Source organism: Sphingobacterium sp. GVS05A (genome assembly GCF_019969845.1).
Lineage (GTDB): Bacteria > Bacteroidota > Bacteroidia > Sphingobacteriales > Sphingobacteriaceae > Sphingobacterium.
Window position 1 is genome coordinate 803592 of record NZ_JAHXYR010000001.1, and the last position, 15440, is coordinate 819031.

Sequence of the window (15440 nt, forward strand, 5' to 3'; positions counted from 1 at the left end):
TAAAATTTAGAACGTACTAAAACAATTTATGGTTATGAACACTTTTATTAAAAAACTAAAATATACGCCTCTTTTAGCAATTCTCTTGCTCTCAGGATGTACCAAAAATTTTGAAGAAATTAATACCGATCCAGATGCTTTGACAGATGTTCCTCCTCGGAATATGTTGGTCAATGTGCTGCGAAATGCTGCCGATCAATTTGGCGGTGACGTGGACGGCTATGGCACCTTCGCGGGATATATTGTCAAAATTCAATATCCGGACAATCTATCAGGATTGATACCAACGAACAACTCCTATGGCAATCGTTGGGCAGCATGTTATTATAATATCACACAGATGAATGATTTGCTGAAAAAAACAGATGATAAAGCCGCTGGTTTTAAAAATATTCGAATTGTAGCCCGTATATGGAATAATTATATGTGGTCCTACCTTTTAGATGGTTGGGGCGATATTCCATATTCAGAGGCTTTTAAAGGGCGTCCTGAAGACGGTTCTGTTTTGAAAGCAAAATATGATAAACAGGAGGATATTTTTCCGGCGGTATTAGCGGATCTTAAGACTTTAGCTGATGAATTGGCGGGTGGTATTGGTACCGATGAAATTGGAGAGTATGATATTATATACGGAACAAAAGAAACTGGAGAGGATGCGCGTAAAGCTGAAATGTTGAAATGGCAAAAGTTTTGTAATTCACTTCGTTTGCGGATAGCGATACGTATTTCTGCCGTAGCCCCTGCTTTAGCGAAATCCACTATTGAGGAAATTGCTGGAAATAGCGCTAAATATCCATTAATTGAAACAAATGCAGAAAATTGTGAAGTAGCTTTCCCTGGAACCTTACCTTATATGGAACCTTGGTATGAATCCGGTATCAATGGCAATCGTCTCAATAACTGGGGGATGTTTGATATTTTCATCGATCATTTAAATACAACAAAAGATCCAAGAATTGCATCAGTTGCACGGAAAAATAATGAAGGTAAGTATGTGGGTTTTGTAAATGGTTCTTTGACGAATCCATCTCCACTGAGTTCGATTTCTTGGATTGGTGAACATTATATTAACGATCCTGCTGGAGCAGTTCCGTTTTATAGGGCTTGTGAAACTTATTATATGTTGGCAGAAGCCGCTTTATCGGGGTATAATGTGGGGATATCGGCGAAAGAGGCCTATGAAAAAGCGGTTACCCTATCGATGGAGGATAATAATATAGCTGGGGCGGCTATTAACACATATCTTGCCGGGGCAGGTAAATTTGATGGAACCAAAAATCGCATCTATTGGGATATGTGGGTAGCCTTATTTAAAGAAAATTACGAAGCTTGGAGTTTGTATAGAAGAACGGGTATTCCTAGCACAAATTATCCTTCGAAAATTCAGAATTTTGAAACCCCTCATACTGACCAACCGTACAGATTACCGTATCCAAATAATGAGTACTTATATAATACTGAAAATGTTAAAGCCGCCGAAGCAGGGACTGTCGATTACAACTGGGGTAAAAGATTGTGGTGGGCAAAAAATAATGGAAAAAATTAATAGGCCTCAAGTTAATATAAAAATCAACCTAATTTAAATTTTAATAGAACAGCAAAGCTCTGATCATTTCTGATTAGGGCTTTGCTCGTTTTTACAATTAAACATATAAAGCGATCCAGCGAAAAGAGTTTTTGGACGATCTTCCTATATTCGAATAGGCATCAGTCAGCTTGGGGTACTAAGATAACATCTAAAAGATTTTATTCAATATCCAGAGGAAATATTCTGTATCCATATTTTCTTCTGTTAAAAGCTTGAAATGTAGAAAATAATTTGTTGAAATGCCGTGATAATTAGTATCTTTAGGATGAACGATCGAATTATATATTGTTCAAACTAAAATAAACTTAGATACTGTTCATGGCGCCCCTGGGAGGTTTTTTCCCTACAGAGCCTATGGACTGTGGAATTTCAAATTTCAATGATATGATAGATTCTCCAGGCTTCCTTTTTCGGGAAGCAATTAAGCAAGAAAAGCCCTTACAGGTTGTTGGAGCCATCAATGCAAACCATGCGCTTTTGGCCGAACAAGCTGGTTTTAAGGCCATCTACCTCTCTGGCGGTGGTGTTGCTGCGGGATCGTTGGGTTTACCTGATTTGGGTATCACAACGCTTCAAGATGTATTAATTGACGTGGAGCGCATTACGAATGTCTGCAAGCTTCCTTTGATGGTCGATATTGACACCGGTTTTGGCCCTTCGGCCTTTAATGTTGCACGTACCATAAAAAGCTTAATTAAAGCCGGGGCTGCAGCTGTACATATGGAAGATCAGGTGGGAGCTAAGCGTTGTGGACACCGCCCAGGGAAAGAGCTGGTTTCAAAAGATGAAATGGTCGATCGCCTGAAAGCTGCTGTGGATGCCCGGACAGATCCTCATTTTGTCATTGGTGCACGTACTGATGCCTTGGCTTCAGAGGGACTTGAACGTGCTTTGGAGCGGGCTGTGGCCTATAAAGAAGCCGGTGCTGATTTTATTTTTGCAGAAGCCGTACATAACCTGGATCAATATATGCAATTCAGTAGAATAACTGGGCTTCCGATACTTGCCAACATTACGGAGTTTGGACAGACACCTTTGTTTAATCTTGATGAACTTCGACATGCGGATGTGTCCATTGTGCTTTACCCCTTATCTGCATTCCGTGCAGCCAATAAGGCTGCAACTGATGTGTATCAGCATATCCGCAAAGATGGTAGTCAGGCGGCTGTTATCGATCGCATGCAGACACGCGATGAGTTGTATCGGAGCATAGATTACTATGCTTACGAAGATCGCCTGGATCAATTGTTCAATACTAAATCATAAGAATCTCAAACCGAATGCAGGCGCGTACTTTACTGTTTAAAATATACGCCAATAAATAATATATTCCGATGAAAGAGACAAACGATACTGGTTTTAAACCCAAAAAAAGCGTAGCACTTTCTGGTGTTCCTGCCGGAAATACAGCCTTGAGTACTGTTGGAAAAAGTGGTAATGACCTCCATTATAGAGGTTATGATATTTTAGATCTGGCGCATCAGGCCACCTTTGAAGAGGTCGCCTATCTATTGATTTATGGTAGCCTACCTACACAGGCACAACTAACTACCTATCAAAGCCAGTTACTGAGCCAGCGGGGCTTGCCCATTACGGTACAACAGGTGCTGAAACAGTTGCCATCTACTGCCCATGCGATGGATGTCTTGCGTACTTATGTTTCCTTTTTTGGGAGTGTAAATCCGGAAAAAGAAAATCATGCTTTAGCAGGTGCTAGAGATATCGCCAATCGCTTGATGGCCTCCATGGCCTCGGCTTTACTGTATTGGTATCATTTTAGTCAAAATGGACGCGAAATTCAGGTCGAAACCGATGACAGCACCCTAGGCGGGCATTTTCTACATCTGCTACATGGCAAAGCGCCTTCCGAATCCTGGATTCGGGCGATGCAGATTTCGCTTAATTTATATGCTGAACATGAGTTTAATGCTTCTACGTTTACCGCGAGGGTGATTGCAGGGACAGGATCCGATATGTACTCTTGCATCACTGGTGCAATCGGTGCATTACGTGGTCCCAAACATGGTGGCGCCAATGAAGTCGCTTTTGAGATCCAGAGCCGCTACGCAAATGCTGATGAAGCCGAAGCCGATATTCGAAAACGGTTGGAAAATAAAGAAGTTATTATCGGTTTCGGACATCCTGTCTATACCATCTCGGATCCAAGGAATCAGGTGATTAAACAGGTCGCCAAGGAATTATCAGAAGAGGCTGGTGATATGACGCTTTACCTGATTGCCGAGCGGCTGGAAAAGGTGATGTGGGAAGAAAAACGGATGTTCCCCAATTTAGATTGGTATTCAGCAGTTTCTTATCACCTGATGGGGATTCCGACCGAAATGTTCACACCGCTGTTTGTGCTTTCGCGTATCACGGGCTGGTCTGCCCACGTCTTTGAACAACGTCAAGATGGAAAAATCATTCGGCCGAGTGCAAATTATATCGGTCCCGATGACCGACCTTTCGTACCCATCTCCGCGAGATAGTACAATAAAACGTATAGTGTGAAAAATAAAACGGAAAGAAATCGCTTGCATCTCGCATTGAAGGAACAGTGTTGTGTTTTTTTGATCATTGCTGCAAATGCTTCCAGAAAAAATAAATTGAAAAGAACAACAGCCTTATAAGAAATAAAATAATGAGTTCAACGATATCAAATGAAAGACCACAGCCAGATCAGGTTCTGGTGGCTATTGTGGATTACGTGTTAAATTACAAGATCGAAAGTAAAGTTGCATGGAATACAGCTTTTTACTGTTTTCTGGATACCATAGGCTGTGGGTTGGAAGCGCTGACCTACCCGGCCTGTACCAAATTACTGGGGCCTGTTGTGCCCGGTACGATTGTTCCCAATGGCGCAAAAGTACCCGGAACGAATTATCAACTGGATCCCATACAGGCGGCTTTTAATATTGGTGCCATCGTTCGCTGGTTGGATTTTAACGATACCTGGTTAGCTGCGGAATGGGGACATCCATCGGACAATCTTGGAGGTATTTTGGCTACTGCGGACTGGCTGAGCAGAACACAGGTTGCGAAAGGGGAGAAACCCCTAAAGGCAAAACAGGTGCTTGAAGCGATGATTATGGCACATGAGGTTCAAGGCGTATTAGCACTTGAAAATTCCTTTAATAAAGTGGGGTTAGATCACGTAATTTTGGTAAAGGTGGCTTCTACAGCCGTTGTTGGTAAGCTTTTGGGCCTCAGTCGGGACGAATTGCTCAATGCGGTTTCATTGGCCTTTGTCGACGGACAGGCTTTGCGCACCTATCGCCATGCGCCTAATACAGGGAGTCGTAAATCTTGGGCTGCCGGAGATGCAACTTCGCGTGCCGTACGCCTTGCTTTAATTGCACAAACGGGTGAAATGGGGTATCCATCGGTGTTAACAGCACCGGTATGGGGTTTCTATGACGTTTCATTTAAAGGCAACCCATTTAAATTTCAGCGCGATTATGGATCTTATGTGATGGAGAATATTCTATTTAAGATTTCTTTCCCGGCTGAATTTCACGCACAGACCGCAGCCGAAGCAGCAATGCAGTTGCACCAGCAGTTAAAAGAATTTGGAAAAAGCAGTGATGATATTGAGCGTGTTACCATTCGTACACATGAAGCTGCAATTCGAATCATCGACAAGAAGGGACCGTTGCATAATCCGGCTGATCGGGATCACTGTATCCAATATATGGTTGCCGTACCTTTAATCTTTGGCCGTTTGACAGCGGAGGATTATGAAAACCATATTGCACTGGACCCACGTATTGATGCACTGCGGGACAAAATTTTCTGTGTTGAAGATCCTCAGTTTACAATTGATTATCATGATCCACAAAAACGAGCGATCTCAAATGCCCTGACGGTGGTATTAAAGGATGGAACAGTATTGCCGGAGCTGGTGGTGGAATATCCGATTGGACATCCGAGACGTCGGCAGGAGGGAATTCCTAAATTGATTGAAAAGTATAAAACGAATCTTGCCCGTGTATTTTCTGAAAAACAGCAAAAACAATTGCTTGAGGTAACTTTGGATTACGATACCTTTATTGACCTGGATGTATCCGAACTGATGGATCTCCTTGCCCGCTAAATAAAAATGTCATTGATCGATAGTACTCACTACTATCGATCAATGACTTTCTTAGATATCTTATTTAATGGATGAGTTTTAGGCAAATACAAACGACTTGTTTGATCTCCGAGGTTCGTGCTAAAGTGCTTCGGTTCAATTTAGAAATTGTTTCCTGGTTATTCGAGAACGGTGTCTGATATACACTTGCTTCTTGGTGAATATATAACTGTTTCAGTTTAGGATTTCTTTCCTAGCCAATTGGAATAAAAACCTGTATAAAATTTAAAATTACTGTCAGCATATTCTATTAACGAACGGGGGACTTCCCATTGTTCACCCAGGTGTAGAAATGACTGGCATTCCCGTACAAAGACAGGAAGGCTTGTAAGGTCGATATGTCCAAATACACCACCGGTATGTGCTGCATAGCCTACACCGAGGATAGAGCCGATATCACCATCAATGGGTTGTTCCAATACACCTTCTTCGAGACAACGGTAGCTATCAAGGGCCATGACATGAAGGAGCCTTTTTTGTATTATTCCAGAGGAAGGGGATTCTCCTGATGTAGGTAGTGCGGGGTTCTGCCAGACTGTTTTCGTTCTGGAAGCTGCATCATAATCATAGAATCCATGGCCGGATTTTCTACCTTTTCTGCCATTTTTAATCATTTTGCTTAAATGGGCATACGCACGTCGCTGACTGTTATGCAATGCTGGAAACTGATCGTAGACATGCAGCATCAGTTCCAATGAAATTTCATCGAGTACCGCTAATGGACCAACAGCAAATCCGGCCTGTATTGCTTCGTCTTCAATCTGACTTGCAGGAATACCTTCCAGCAACATGGTGATCGCCTCTAGTAGGTAATTGAAGAAAATACGGGATGTAAAGAATCCGGGGCCGTCATGTACAACAATAGGAATCTTACTGAGACGCAAAGCGATTGCAATTGCTTTTTGTAATGTTACCTGATCGGTCTGAGTACCGCAGATAATTTCGACCAATGGCATGCGATCCACAGGGGAGAAGAAATGCATGCCGATAAAACGCTCTGGCCGATCCGTTGCGGCTGCCAAAGTAGTAATGGGCAACGACGTTGTATTGGATGCGAAAAAGCCATTTTGGGCAAGATAGGGAAGGCTTTGTCGGGTTACTTCAGCTTTTAACTCCAGGTCTTCAAATACCGCTTCAATAATAAGGTCAGCATCGACAAGATCAGCAACTTGGTCAGTGGGTTGAATATTGGCTAAAAGCGTCTGTTGTTGTAAGCTATTTATCTGGCCCTGTGCAAGTAATTTATCACAAAGTTTGGCAGAATAAGCTTTTCCCTGCTCCGCCTGAGTCCTGTTCACATCTTTTAAAACAACGGAAATGCCTGCTCTGGCGGCTTCATAGGCTATGCCGGATCCCATCATACCTGCACCCAGGATTCCTATTTTTTTGATTGCATAGGTGCCGAGTGATTTGATACGGTCACGATGTTGTGCCTGTAGTATGCCTTCATGCAGTGTCCTGACCATGTGCAGCGGCTCAGGGGTATTTAATACCTTATGATATAGCTTTGCCTCGGCCTCCACAGCTTCTGTTAAAGACAGCGATTGGCTTGTTTTTAATAACTGTATAACAGCATTGGTGCCGGGTAACAATCCTCTTGTTTTCTTTAAAACAGCAGCGCAAGCTTCTTCAAATTCGGCGGAGACTGCTGTTGGGCTGGGGGTGGAAATGCTGGTTTTTGAATTTTCAAGAATCCAGTTCTTTGCCAGCACTAGGCTCTGCTCGCTATCTGTTGTTATATCATTCACCAAACCCAGTTCAAGAGCCTCTTTTTTTGAGATCAGTTTTGCTTGGGTCAACAGGTTCAACGCCGCAGTAGAACCTACAAGTTGAGCTAAGGTAATGGTCGCCGCAAAGCCGGTAAATAGGCCGAATTTACTCTCTGGGAAGCCCAGTTTTATCGGTGGACCTGCAATACGGTAGTCTGACCATAGCATTGTTGCTAAACCGATGCCCGTGCAGTTGTTATCCAAGATCGATACAATAGGTTTGCCCAAAGTCTTCCATTGCAATGCCTTCCAGGTGGTTTTCTGTATGATCTCGGGATCGAGTTGACCATTGGAAACCTGATCAAATAATCGGATGTAATCGGTCTGCTTGTTATTTAGCGGACAGGTATAGATCAATCCGCGGACTTCTTTTTCATTTAGTACACGAGCCACCAGGTCGACAAACTCCTGTATACGGTCAAGAATTGTTGACTCCTCGGTCGCTGCATCTGTCAATGGTTTTATGGTGACAATATGTTGATTGTCCTGTTCGATATGAAAAAATGGGTGTACCTGATAATTCATTATGCTGAACTGCGTTTAATATTGAAAATGTTTAAGTTAAGCTGGGTTTGTTTGATTGATAGTTAACCTTGTCAATCGTCATCTTGGCAATGATTTCCAGCATAATCTCGGATGTCCCACCAATGATTGTCCCGACCCGTACATCCCGATATAGACGGGCGATTTTGTAATCTTCGGTGAATCCATAGCCCCCAAATAACTGAAGACATTGGCTTACAACCTGTACGGCAAGCTCGCTGGCTTGCAGTTTGGCTATGGAACAATCCTGAACAGCATATTCACCTTGATTTTGGAGATCGCAGCACTGATAGACAAAAGCCCTGGTAGTTGCGATATCGGCTGCCATCTGGGCAATACGGTGACGAATCGTCTGAAACTCCTGGATCTTTTTGCCGAATGCCTCCCGCTGACCAATATATTCAAGGGTGTACTGTAATGCGGAATCCGCTGTAGCCAGACTATGTATGGCAGCGGTCAAACGTTCCAATTGCAATCCGGCCATTAAATAAAGAAAACCATCACCTTCCTTTCCAATCAGATTGGAAACAGGTACTTTGACCTGATCGAAACCTAATTCGGCAGTATCCGAGGCATGCCAGCCTAATTTGTTGATTTTATTTGCCGAAACACCTTCGGCATGTCTTTCTATCAGTAACAGGCTGATGCCTTTTGTTCCTTTTTCCGGATCGGTTTTAACAGCAGTAATAAAAAAGTCGCCGTAGTAACCATTGGTGATAAACGTTTTGGAGCCATTGACAATATAATGATCGCCCGATCGGACGGCAGTCGTTTTGATCTGTTTGACATCAGACCCCGCCCCAGGTTCGGTGATAGCAACGGCACTCACCATGTCACCGGAGATCACCGGTCTAAGGTAATGTTGCTTGAGTTCCTCAGATGCATATTTTAATAGATAGGGAGCTGACATGTATTGGGTGACCAGAGCAGATATCGTGAATCCCCCCGAAAAACAATGAGATAGTTCTTCGCACAAAATCATCGAATAGTAAAAATCCAGATCCAGGCCACCGTACTCTTCCGGGTAGTTGAGTCCCATAAAACCCATGTCACCCATTTTCTTCCAAATACTTCGATCTATTTCACCCTGTTGTTCCCATTGATCTACATGAGGGATGATTTCTTTGTGAATAAATGCCCGAATGGTTTCGCGAAAAATCTGATGTTCAGCTGTGAGTTTGCTTGCCTGCATAATTGTTTATTTTACTTTTGGTTATTGGTTTCAGTTACATGATTGCGGACTGAAAACGATTTGTCTTTTGCTTTATCTTGGCATAACATCGCCCTCGTTAAAAAGAGCGGAATGTCTAACCGAATTTAGCGAAAAGCGTTGGCTTTTCTGCAAATATTTATTGTTTATTTTTTATAAAATAGATTATGTAGGGAACTTTTTACCTTGTTTTTTTTCTATTTATTTTGTTTTGGCCTAAAAAATAAAATAAGAGGGTTCGCTTGTTTGTGTTATATTTTTTATCTTTAGGAAAGGAATGATACCAGTTTTGGCTGATGAATCCTCAGTTGAATCGGGTCGCAAGTCTATTGAATTCAAGAAAAAACAATTATAAACAGAATAACATGTCAAAAAGTGTATTTATCGTTGCGGCAAAGCGTACGCCAATAGGAAGTTTTGGAGGTGGGTTATCATCGGTTGCGGCGACAGCGCTGGGCGCTCATGCTGTACGTGCTGTATTGGATGAGACTGGGGTTGCTGCAGATCAAGTAGATGAAATTCTGATCGGTAGCGTTCTGCAGGCCGATTTGGGGCAAGCTCCCGCCCGTCAGGTTGCAAGGCTTGCCGGCTTACCTGATCAAGTAACAGCGACTACAGTAAATAAAGTCTGTGCCAGTGGAATGAAAGCCATCGCTTTAGCCGCACAATCTATTTTGTTGGGGGATGCCGATGTTGTCATTGCCGGAGGTATGGAAAACATGAGTAAAGTTCCTTATTATGCGAACACGATGCGTTGGGGCGCCAAGTTCGGTGGCCAGAGTTTCGTTGATGGCTTGCAAAGGGACGGTTTAAGTGATGCCTATTCAAATGAACCAATGGGCAATTTTGCTGAATTATGTGCCGAGAAATATGCTATTGGTCGGGCCGAACAGGATGAGTATGCGATTAATTCCTATAAGAGGAGCCTGGAGGCTTGGCAGAAGAATAAATTCATCAAGGAGGTCATTCCCGTCGTTATTCAAGGGCGCAAGGGTGAGCAGATAATCTCCAGGGATGAGGAGTTTTCACAGGTCAATTTTGATAAGATCCCCGAATTAAAACCTGCTTTTAAGAAAGATGGAACAGTAACGGCCGCAAATGCATCCACATTAAGCGATGGGGCGGCTGCGGTATTATTAATGAGTGCTGAGAAGGTGAAAGAACTGGGGTTGCAACCATTGGCCGAAATCATAGCCTATGCTGATGCAGAACAAGCGCCAGAATGGTTTACGACAAGTCCCGCTATAGTAACGGAAAAGGTCTTGAAAAAGGCTGGACTAACCAAAGATGATATTGACTATTTTGAATTTAATGAAGCTTTCTCTGTTGTAGCACTCGCAAACGCTAAAATTCTGGATATTCCAATGCGTAAAGTGAATATCTATGGGGGGGCAGTTTCGCTCGGTCATCCATTGGGTTGTTCCGGAGCGAGAATAGTCGTCACCTTGACGAGCATTTTACAACAGGAAGGCGGGACAATCGGCCTTGCTGCAATTTGCAACGGTGGAGGTGGTGCTTCGGGAATGATTATAAAAAAACTATAATGCTTTGTCCAGATAGGTATTTATTTTAAAGTAAGTACTTATCTGGACGAAGTCTATTGTTTGGTTGATGACAATGTGCCAGAACATTGATTGAGGTTATTCCTCATAAAGGCGACTTGCCTCAACGCCATGAAGTGCAAGTTCAGACTCTATCTCGGTCGGATTGAGTCGGATGCCTTCAATGGTTAACAGGTTGTAAATAGAATCCAGATCTATTTTCCATTCATGGATACCATTTAATTTTTCAACAGCTTGTTTGATCTTGTCCACAAGACTGGGATGTTGTGCATTAGTTTCGAAAATGAGCTTTTCCATCGTGTTTCATATTAGGCCCGATTAGAACAAATCAGGCAGGTTTAACCAAAATAGCGTAGACAATCATTTGATCGGCTAATTACAATACTCTCAATATAAGAAGAATAATCTGAAATTAATAGTTTAAAGTGACTAAATTGTAATGAAACTGTTAATTTTTGTAATCAATACCTGCAAATTTTGTAGTTAATAAATCGCATTTTTTGTGCTGTGTTTTGAGTGGTATTGTCGGCTGAAAGGCGGGTTTACCCAAGTTTTGTATAAGGGAATCTTCTTAACGGATTTAAGTAGAACTTGTGTGAAAGAAACCTGCAGCTAATAGAAGGAAGATCACTTAGATCCTGTTTCATTTTTCGTTGCTAATAAAATTTTAATTAAGTTTGAGCGGAATCATGACTACTGAACTTTCCAATATAATTATCATATTGCTGCTTGTAGCAGTCGTTGTCCTGTTGATTTTGTATTTATTATTAATACAGAAATACAAAAAGCTCAGGGCGGAAGAGCGAAGGCATCAGGAACTTTTTAAACGGATGGATAATGAGCAGATGGATCATGTGCATCGCAATCGATTAAACCCACATTTGCTCAAAAATTCGCTCAATGGTATCCTTTCCCACGCTTATCAAACCTACTATACGATGGATAAACTGGCTATGGTGTTGGATTATGTGTTATATGAAAGTGAAGAGGAGCTGGTATCTCCAAAAGCGGAGATCGAGTTTGCCCGTAATTTAATTGAAGTCAATAAGGTAAAGTTGAGTCCTTTGTTTGATATGCGGGTTAAATTTGATATTGATGAATTGAACGAATCATTATTGGAACGCCCTTCACTGGTGCCATTGATGACTGTAGACCTCATCGAAAATGCATTTAAGCATGCGGATTTTCACCATCCTGACTCTTTTATTTCAATTGTACTTAGCTTTCGCAATGGTCTGCTAGAATTGACTGTCAGCAATAAAATATCGAAGCGCTCACCCTTGTATAAAACCAAAGGTGGAATAGGCAGTAAGACATTGGAGGAACGGCTGATGCTATATTATCCAGATAAGCACGAATTAAAGCGCTTTGTAGAAAATGATGTCTATAATGCTTACCTTCAGATCCGATTGTATGAGAATTGAAAAAACGCTGAAATGCATTTTACTGGATGATGAGCTGCCGAGTTTGCGGTTTTTGAAGATGCTTTGTGAACAAATTTCGGGTCTGGAGGTGGTTAAAGCATTTAATGATCCAGTCATTTTACTTAAAGAGTATAAAAGTTTAAACTTTGATTTCTGTATTTTGGATATTGAAATGCCTCAGTTTAATGGGTTTGATGTCGCGAAGGAATTGGAAGACTATCCCATCGTTTTCTCCACTGCCTATAAACAGTATGCCAGCGATGCTTTTGATATCAATGCGGTGGATTATATGCGTAAGCCAATATCGCTGTCACGTCTACAGCAAGCGGTATTGAAAGTAGAACAGGTTATCAATAGCCGGTCAGCCGAGTATTCCCCCTTTGCTCAATTCAATACCAATAAGGGGAAGGCAATACTTTACTTCAGTCAGATCAACTATGTCCAGATTGCGGAAGTAGATAGCCGCGACAAAACTGTATTCCTGGGGGATGGTTCTACCATTTTATTAAAAAATATCAGCTTCGATAGGTTACTCACGCTGTTGCCGGAACAGGATTTTATCCGTATCAACAAAAAGGAAATTATCGCGCTGAAAATTGTGAAATTCTTTTCAGCTGATGTGATCACCAGCAGTCTGGTCGATGGGCAGGATGCAGCTATTCTTTTTAGCTTAGGAGAGTCTTATAAAAAATCATTCCTCGAAAAATTCGCTTGATTACAAAATTCGAGGAGTTCATTACATATTTTCTTGTTCTTACTACACAGTAAGGTTTAAAACTCCTGTAGAATTCTATTTTTGTTGTAGTTCTCTTCCCAAAATTGATGCATTGACGACTTTGGGATAGACTTTTACATGCTGTTATCACCTGATATTATTTAAAGCGAAAAAGATGAAGAAATACAAGAATACGATTTTTTATGTGACCTTAATTGGTACGCTGCTCGTGGTGATGTACTGGGTTATCCATTTGGGAGCACAATTGCAAAGCCAAGAGATGCTCCGTGGTGAAAAGATAAGCCAGGGTGCTTGGCAGGATTTTAAATCGACCTTATTACATAGCCTTCAACATCCATTAGCAATATTGCTAGCACAGATTGTGACGATTATTATTGCTGCCCGGATAATGGGGTGGATATGTATCAAGATTAAGCAACCCGTTGTGATCGGTGAAATGCTTGCCGGTATTATATTGGGGCCTTCCTTATTGGGGCTTTATTTCCCTGAATTCTCCCATACATTGTTTCCCGTTGAATCCCTGAGCAACCTACAGTTTCTGAGCCAGATCGGCTTAATCCTGTTTATGTTTATTATCGGAATGGAACTGGATCTCAATGTGCTGCGAAATAAAGCACACGATGCAGTGGTGATTTCACATGCGAGTATCGTTATACCGTTTACATTGGGAATTTCCTTAGCCTACTTTTTATACATGTACCATCCGCCGGCGAATGTGGAGTTTTTATCGTATAGTTTGTTTATCGGTATTTCGATGAGTATTACTGCTTTTCCGGTCCTGGCAAGGATCGTACAGGAGCGCGGATTGCAGAAAAGTAAACTTGGGTCGATGGTCATTACCTGCGCTGCAGCAGATGATATTACAGCCTGGTGTATTTTGGCTGTGGTGATTGCGATCGTGAAGGCCGGCGATTTTGCAAGTGCTTTGTATACGATCGCGCTCGCTATTGCTTATGTGCTGCTGATGATCAAAATTGTACGGCCCTTTCTGATGCGTGTAGGGGAAGTGAAGGGGACGCGTGAGGGGCTGAACAAACCTGTTGTTGCGATATTTTTTATCGTCCTTTTATTATCTGCGTACGCAACCGAAGTAATCGGTATACATGCGCTGTTTGGTGCTTTTATGGCCGGAGCGATTATGCCCGAAAGCAGCCGTTTTCGTACAGCATTTATCGAAAAAATCGAAGATGTATCCACCTTATTGCTATTACCGTTATTTTTTGTGTATACAGGGTTGCGTACACAGATCGGTCTATTGAATGATCCACAACTATGGATGATCACCATTGTGATTATTTTGGTCGCCGTAATCGGGAAGTTTGCCGGTAGCGCATTGGCCGCTCGCTTTGTCGGACAGAGCTGGAAGGATAGTTTGAGTATAGGTGCGTTGATGAATACAAGAGGACTGATGGAACTGATCGTATTGAATATCGGTTACGATCTCGGTGTATTAAGTGCTGAGTTATTCTCTATGATGGTTGTGATGGCATTGATCACCACTTTTATGACCGGTCCTTCGTTGGACTTGATCAATTATCTATACCGACCCAAGAAACGCTCGTTACAGGAAGAAATCCAGAATAAATCGAAATTTAAAATCCTCCTATCATTTGCTAAAAGCAATACCGGGATTTCATTGCTTCATCTCGCAGATGCGCTTACATTAAAATCAAAAAATACGGCGGAAATTACCGCATTGCATATCGAACCGTCCAATGAACTCCATCACTATGAAGTAGAAACACAGGAGCAGGATAGTTTTCGGGAAATAAAGCGGGTTGCACAGGATTTGGAACAACCTATTCAGACGATTTTCAAAATTTCCAGTGACATTGACAGTGAAATTGTGCAGACCTCAAATGAACAAAGTCAGGATCTGCTGTTGCTGGGTGTCAGTGAATCCATCTATGAAGGTAGTCTTTTGGGACGCTTTTTGGATTTCACCTCGCGGATTATCAATCCGGAGAAATTGTTTCATACGGTCACAAACGCCGAATCACCGTTTGCTACCTTCGACAGAAATCAACAGATCAATGCCAAAGTTAATGCGATGGTGGGAATTTTGATTGACAAAAACTTTGTCAAGGCCCGTCGTGTTATCGTCCCGATACTATTGAAAAGCGATGAATTCCTGTGCGCACTCATACAGCGATTAATTCACCATTCGGATGCGCAGGTGATAGTATGGGATTTTGATCAGATCTTACGTACCCATGAAAGCTTTCGGGAGAAATTAAGACATCTGGAGCAACTTGTACCCAATCATTTGACAATAATGGAGGAGAAGAATCTCGATGTTGACTTGTGGGGGCAACAAGATCTGATGCTCATTAGTTTGCCTTGCTGGCATAAGATTGTCAATAAAAAGATGGACTGGCTCCATCTTACACCATCCACTTTGCTTCTTGCAGACCGAAAAAAATAAGGGATTATACAAAACGCGCCGTAACTATTTAGTTGCGGCGCGTTTTGTATATAA

The 15440-nt window shown here is 42.1% G+C and carries 11 protein-coding genes; 8 read left to right on the forward strand and 3 right to left on the reverse strand.

The window, feature by feature from the left end; all coding sequences use genetic code 11:
- The first annotated feature begins 34 nt into the window (after positions 1-34).
- From LC454_RS03450 to LC454_RS03465, 4 genes are all read left to right on the forward strand, one after another.
- On the forward strand, positions 35-1546 hold the full coding sequence (locus LC454_RS03450) for a SusD/RagB family nutrient-binding outer membrane lipoprotein (RefSeq protein WP_223579455.1): 1512 nt from the start codon (positions 35-37) through the stop codon (positions 1544-1546).
- Positions 1547-1972: 426 nt separating this feature from the next.
- Positions 1973-2854 (forward strand): methylisocitrate lyase, encoded by an 882-nt coding sequence (gene prpB, locus LC454_RS03455; RefSeq protein WP_223579458.1) that lies wholly within the window; start codon positions 1973-1975, stop codon positions 2852-2854.
- 68 nt (positions 2855-2922) lie between these two features.
- The gene (gene prpC, locus LC454_RS03460; RefSeq protein ID WP_223579461.1) at positions 2923-4074 is read left to right on the forward strand and encodes a 2-methylcitrate synthase; all 1152 of its coding nucleotides are present in this window, start codon (positions 2923-2925) and stop codon (positions 4072-4074) included.
- A gap of 152 nt (positions 4075-4226) precedes the next feature.
- Positions 4227-5678: a bifunctional 2-methylcitrate dehydratase/aconitate hydratase gene (locus LC454_RS03465; RefSeq protein ID WP_223579464.1), complete on the forward strand. Its 1452-nt coding sequence runs from the start codon at positions 4227-4229 to the stop codon at positions 5676-5678.
- A gap of 218 nt (positions 5679-5896) precedes the next feature.
- Here LC454_RS03465 and LC454_RS03470 read toward each other — a convergent pair whose 3' ends face one another.
- Together LC454_RS03470 and LC454_RS03475 are read right to left on the reverse strand one after the other, a co-directional pair.
- Positions 5897-8011, reverse strand: a complete 2115-nt coding sequence (locus tag LC454_RS03470; protein ID WP_223579467.1) for a 3-hydroxyacyl-CoA dehydrogenase NAD-binding domain-containing protein — start codon at positions 8009-8011, stop codon at positions 5897-5899.
- A gap of 31 nt (positions 8012-8042) precedes the next feature.
- Entirely contained in the window at positions 8043-9221 is a 1179-nt protein-coding gene (locus LC454_RS03475; protein WP_223579470.1) for an acyl-CoA dehydrogenase family protein, read from the reverse strand.
- A gap of 383 nt (positions 9222-9604) precedes the next feature.
- On the opposite strand from LC454_RS03475, the gene LC454_RS03480 reads away from it, so the two are divergent.
- On the forward strand, positions 9605-10783 hold the full coding sequence (locus tag LC454_RS03480) for a thiolase family protein (protein WP_223579473.1): 1179 nt from the start codon (positions 9605-9607) through the stop codon (positions 10781-10783).
- Between the two features lie 96 nt (positions 10784-10879).
- On the opposite strand, the gene LC454_RS03485 is transcribed toward LC454_RS03480, so the two are convergent.
- Positions 10880-11098: a hypothetical protein gene (locus LC454_RS03485; protein WP_046672939.1), complete on the reverse strand. Its 219-nt coding sequence runs from the start codon at positions 11096-11098 to the stop codon at positions 10880-10882.
- 392 nt (positions 11099-11490) lie between these two features.
- Between LC454_RS03485 and LC454_RS03490 the strand changes: the two genes are divergently transcribed.
- From LC454_RS03490 to LC454_RS03500, 3 genes are all read left to right on the forward strand, one after another.
- Entirely contained in the window at positions 11491-12225 is a 735-nt protein-coding gene (locus tag LC454_RS03490; RefSeq protein WP_223579476.1) for a histidine kinase, read from the forward strand.
- Complete coding sequence (locus LC454_RS03495; protein WP_223579479.1) at positions 12215-12940, forward strand: LytR/AlgR family response regulator transcription factor; 726 nt, start codon at positions 12215-12217, stop codon at positions 12938-12940. The genes LC454_RS03490 and LC454_RS03495 overlap by 11 nt, the downstream gene beginning before the upstream one ends.
- A gap of 175 nt (positions 12941-13115) precedes the next feature.
- A complete protein-coding gene (locus tag LC454_RS03500; protein ID WP_223579483.1) occupies positions 13116-15386 on the forward strand; it encodes a cation:proton antiporter in 2271 nt (756 codons plus the stop codon).
- The last annotated feature ends 54 nt before the right edge of the window (positions 15387-15440 follow it).

What these genes read in the sequence shown, in the direction of transcription:
- LC454_RS03450 (WP_223579455.1), top strand. Translation starts at nt 35, where the DNA reads ATGAACACTTTTATTAAAAAACTAAAATATACGCCTCTTTTAGCAATT.
- prpB (WP_223579458.1), top strand. Translation starts at nt 1,973, where the DNA reads ATGATAGATTCTCCAGGCTTCCTTTTTCGGGAAGCAATTAAGCAAGAA.
- prpC (WP_223579461.1), top strand. Translation starts at nt 2,923, where the DNA reads ATGAAAGAGACAAACGATACTGGTTTTAAACCCAAAAAAAGCGTAGCA.
- LC454_RS03465 (WP_223579464.1), top strand. Translation starts at nt 4,227, where the DNA reads ATGAGTTCAACGATATCAAATGAAAGACCACAGCCAGATCAGGTTCTG.
- LC454_RS03470 (WP_223579467.1), bottom strand. Translation starts at nt 8,011, where the DNA reads ATGAATTATCAGGTACACCCATTTTTTCATATCGAACAGGACAATCAA.
- LC454_RS03475 (WP_223579470.1), bottom strand. Translation starts at nt 9,221, where the DNA reads ATGCAGGCAAGCAAACTCACAGCTGAACATCAGATTTTTCGCGAAACC.
- LC454_RS03480 (WP_223579473.1), top strand. Translation starts at nt 9,605, where the DNA reads ATGTCAAAAAGTGTATTTATCGTTGCGGCAAAGCGTACGCCAATAGGA.
- LC454_RS03485 (WP_046672939.1), bottom strand. Translation starts at nt 11,098, where the DNA reads ATGGAAAAGCTCATTTTCGAAACTAATGCACAACATCCCAGTCTTGTG.
- LC454_RS03490 (WP_223579476.1), top strand. Translation starts at nt 11,491, where the DNA reads ATGACTACTGAACTTTCCAATATAATTATCATATTGCTGCTTGTAGCA.
- LC454_RS03495 (WP_223579479.1), top strand. Translation starts at nt 12,215, where the DNA reads ATGAGAATTGAAAAAACGCTGAAATGCATTTTACTGGATGATGAGCTG.
- LC454_RS03500 (WP_223579483.1), top strand. Translation starts at nt 13,116, where the DNA reads ATGAAGAAATACAAGAATACGATTTTTTATGTGACCTTAATTGGTACG.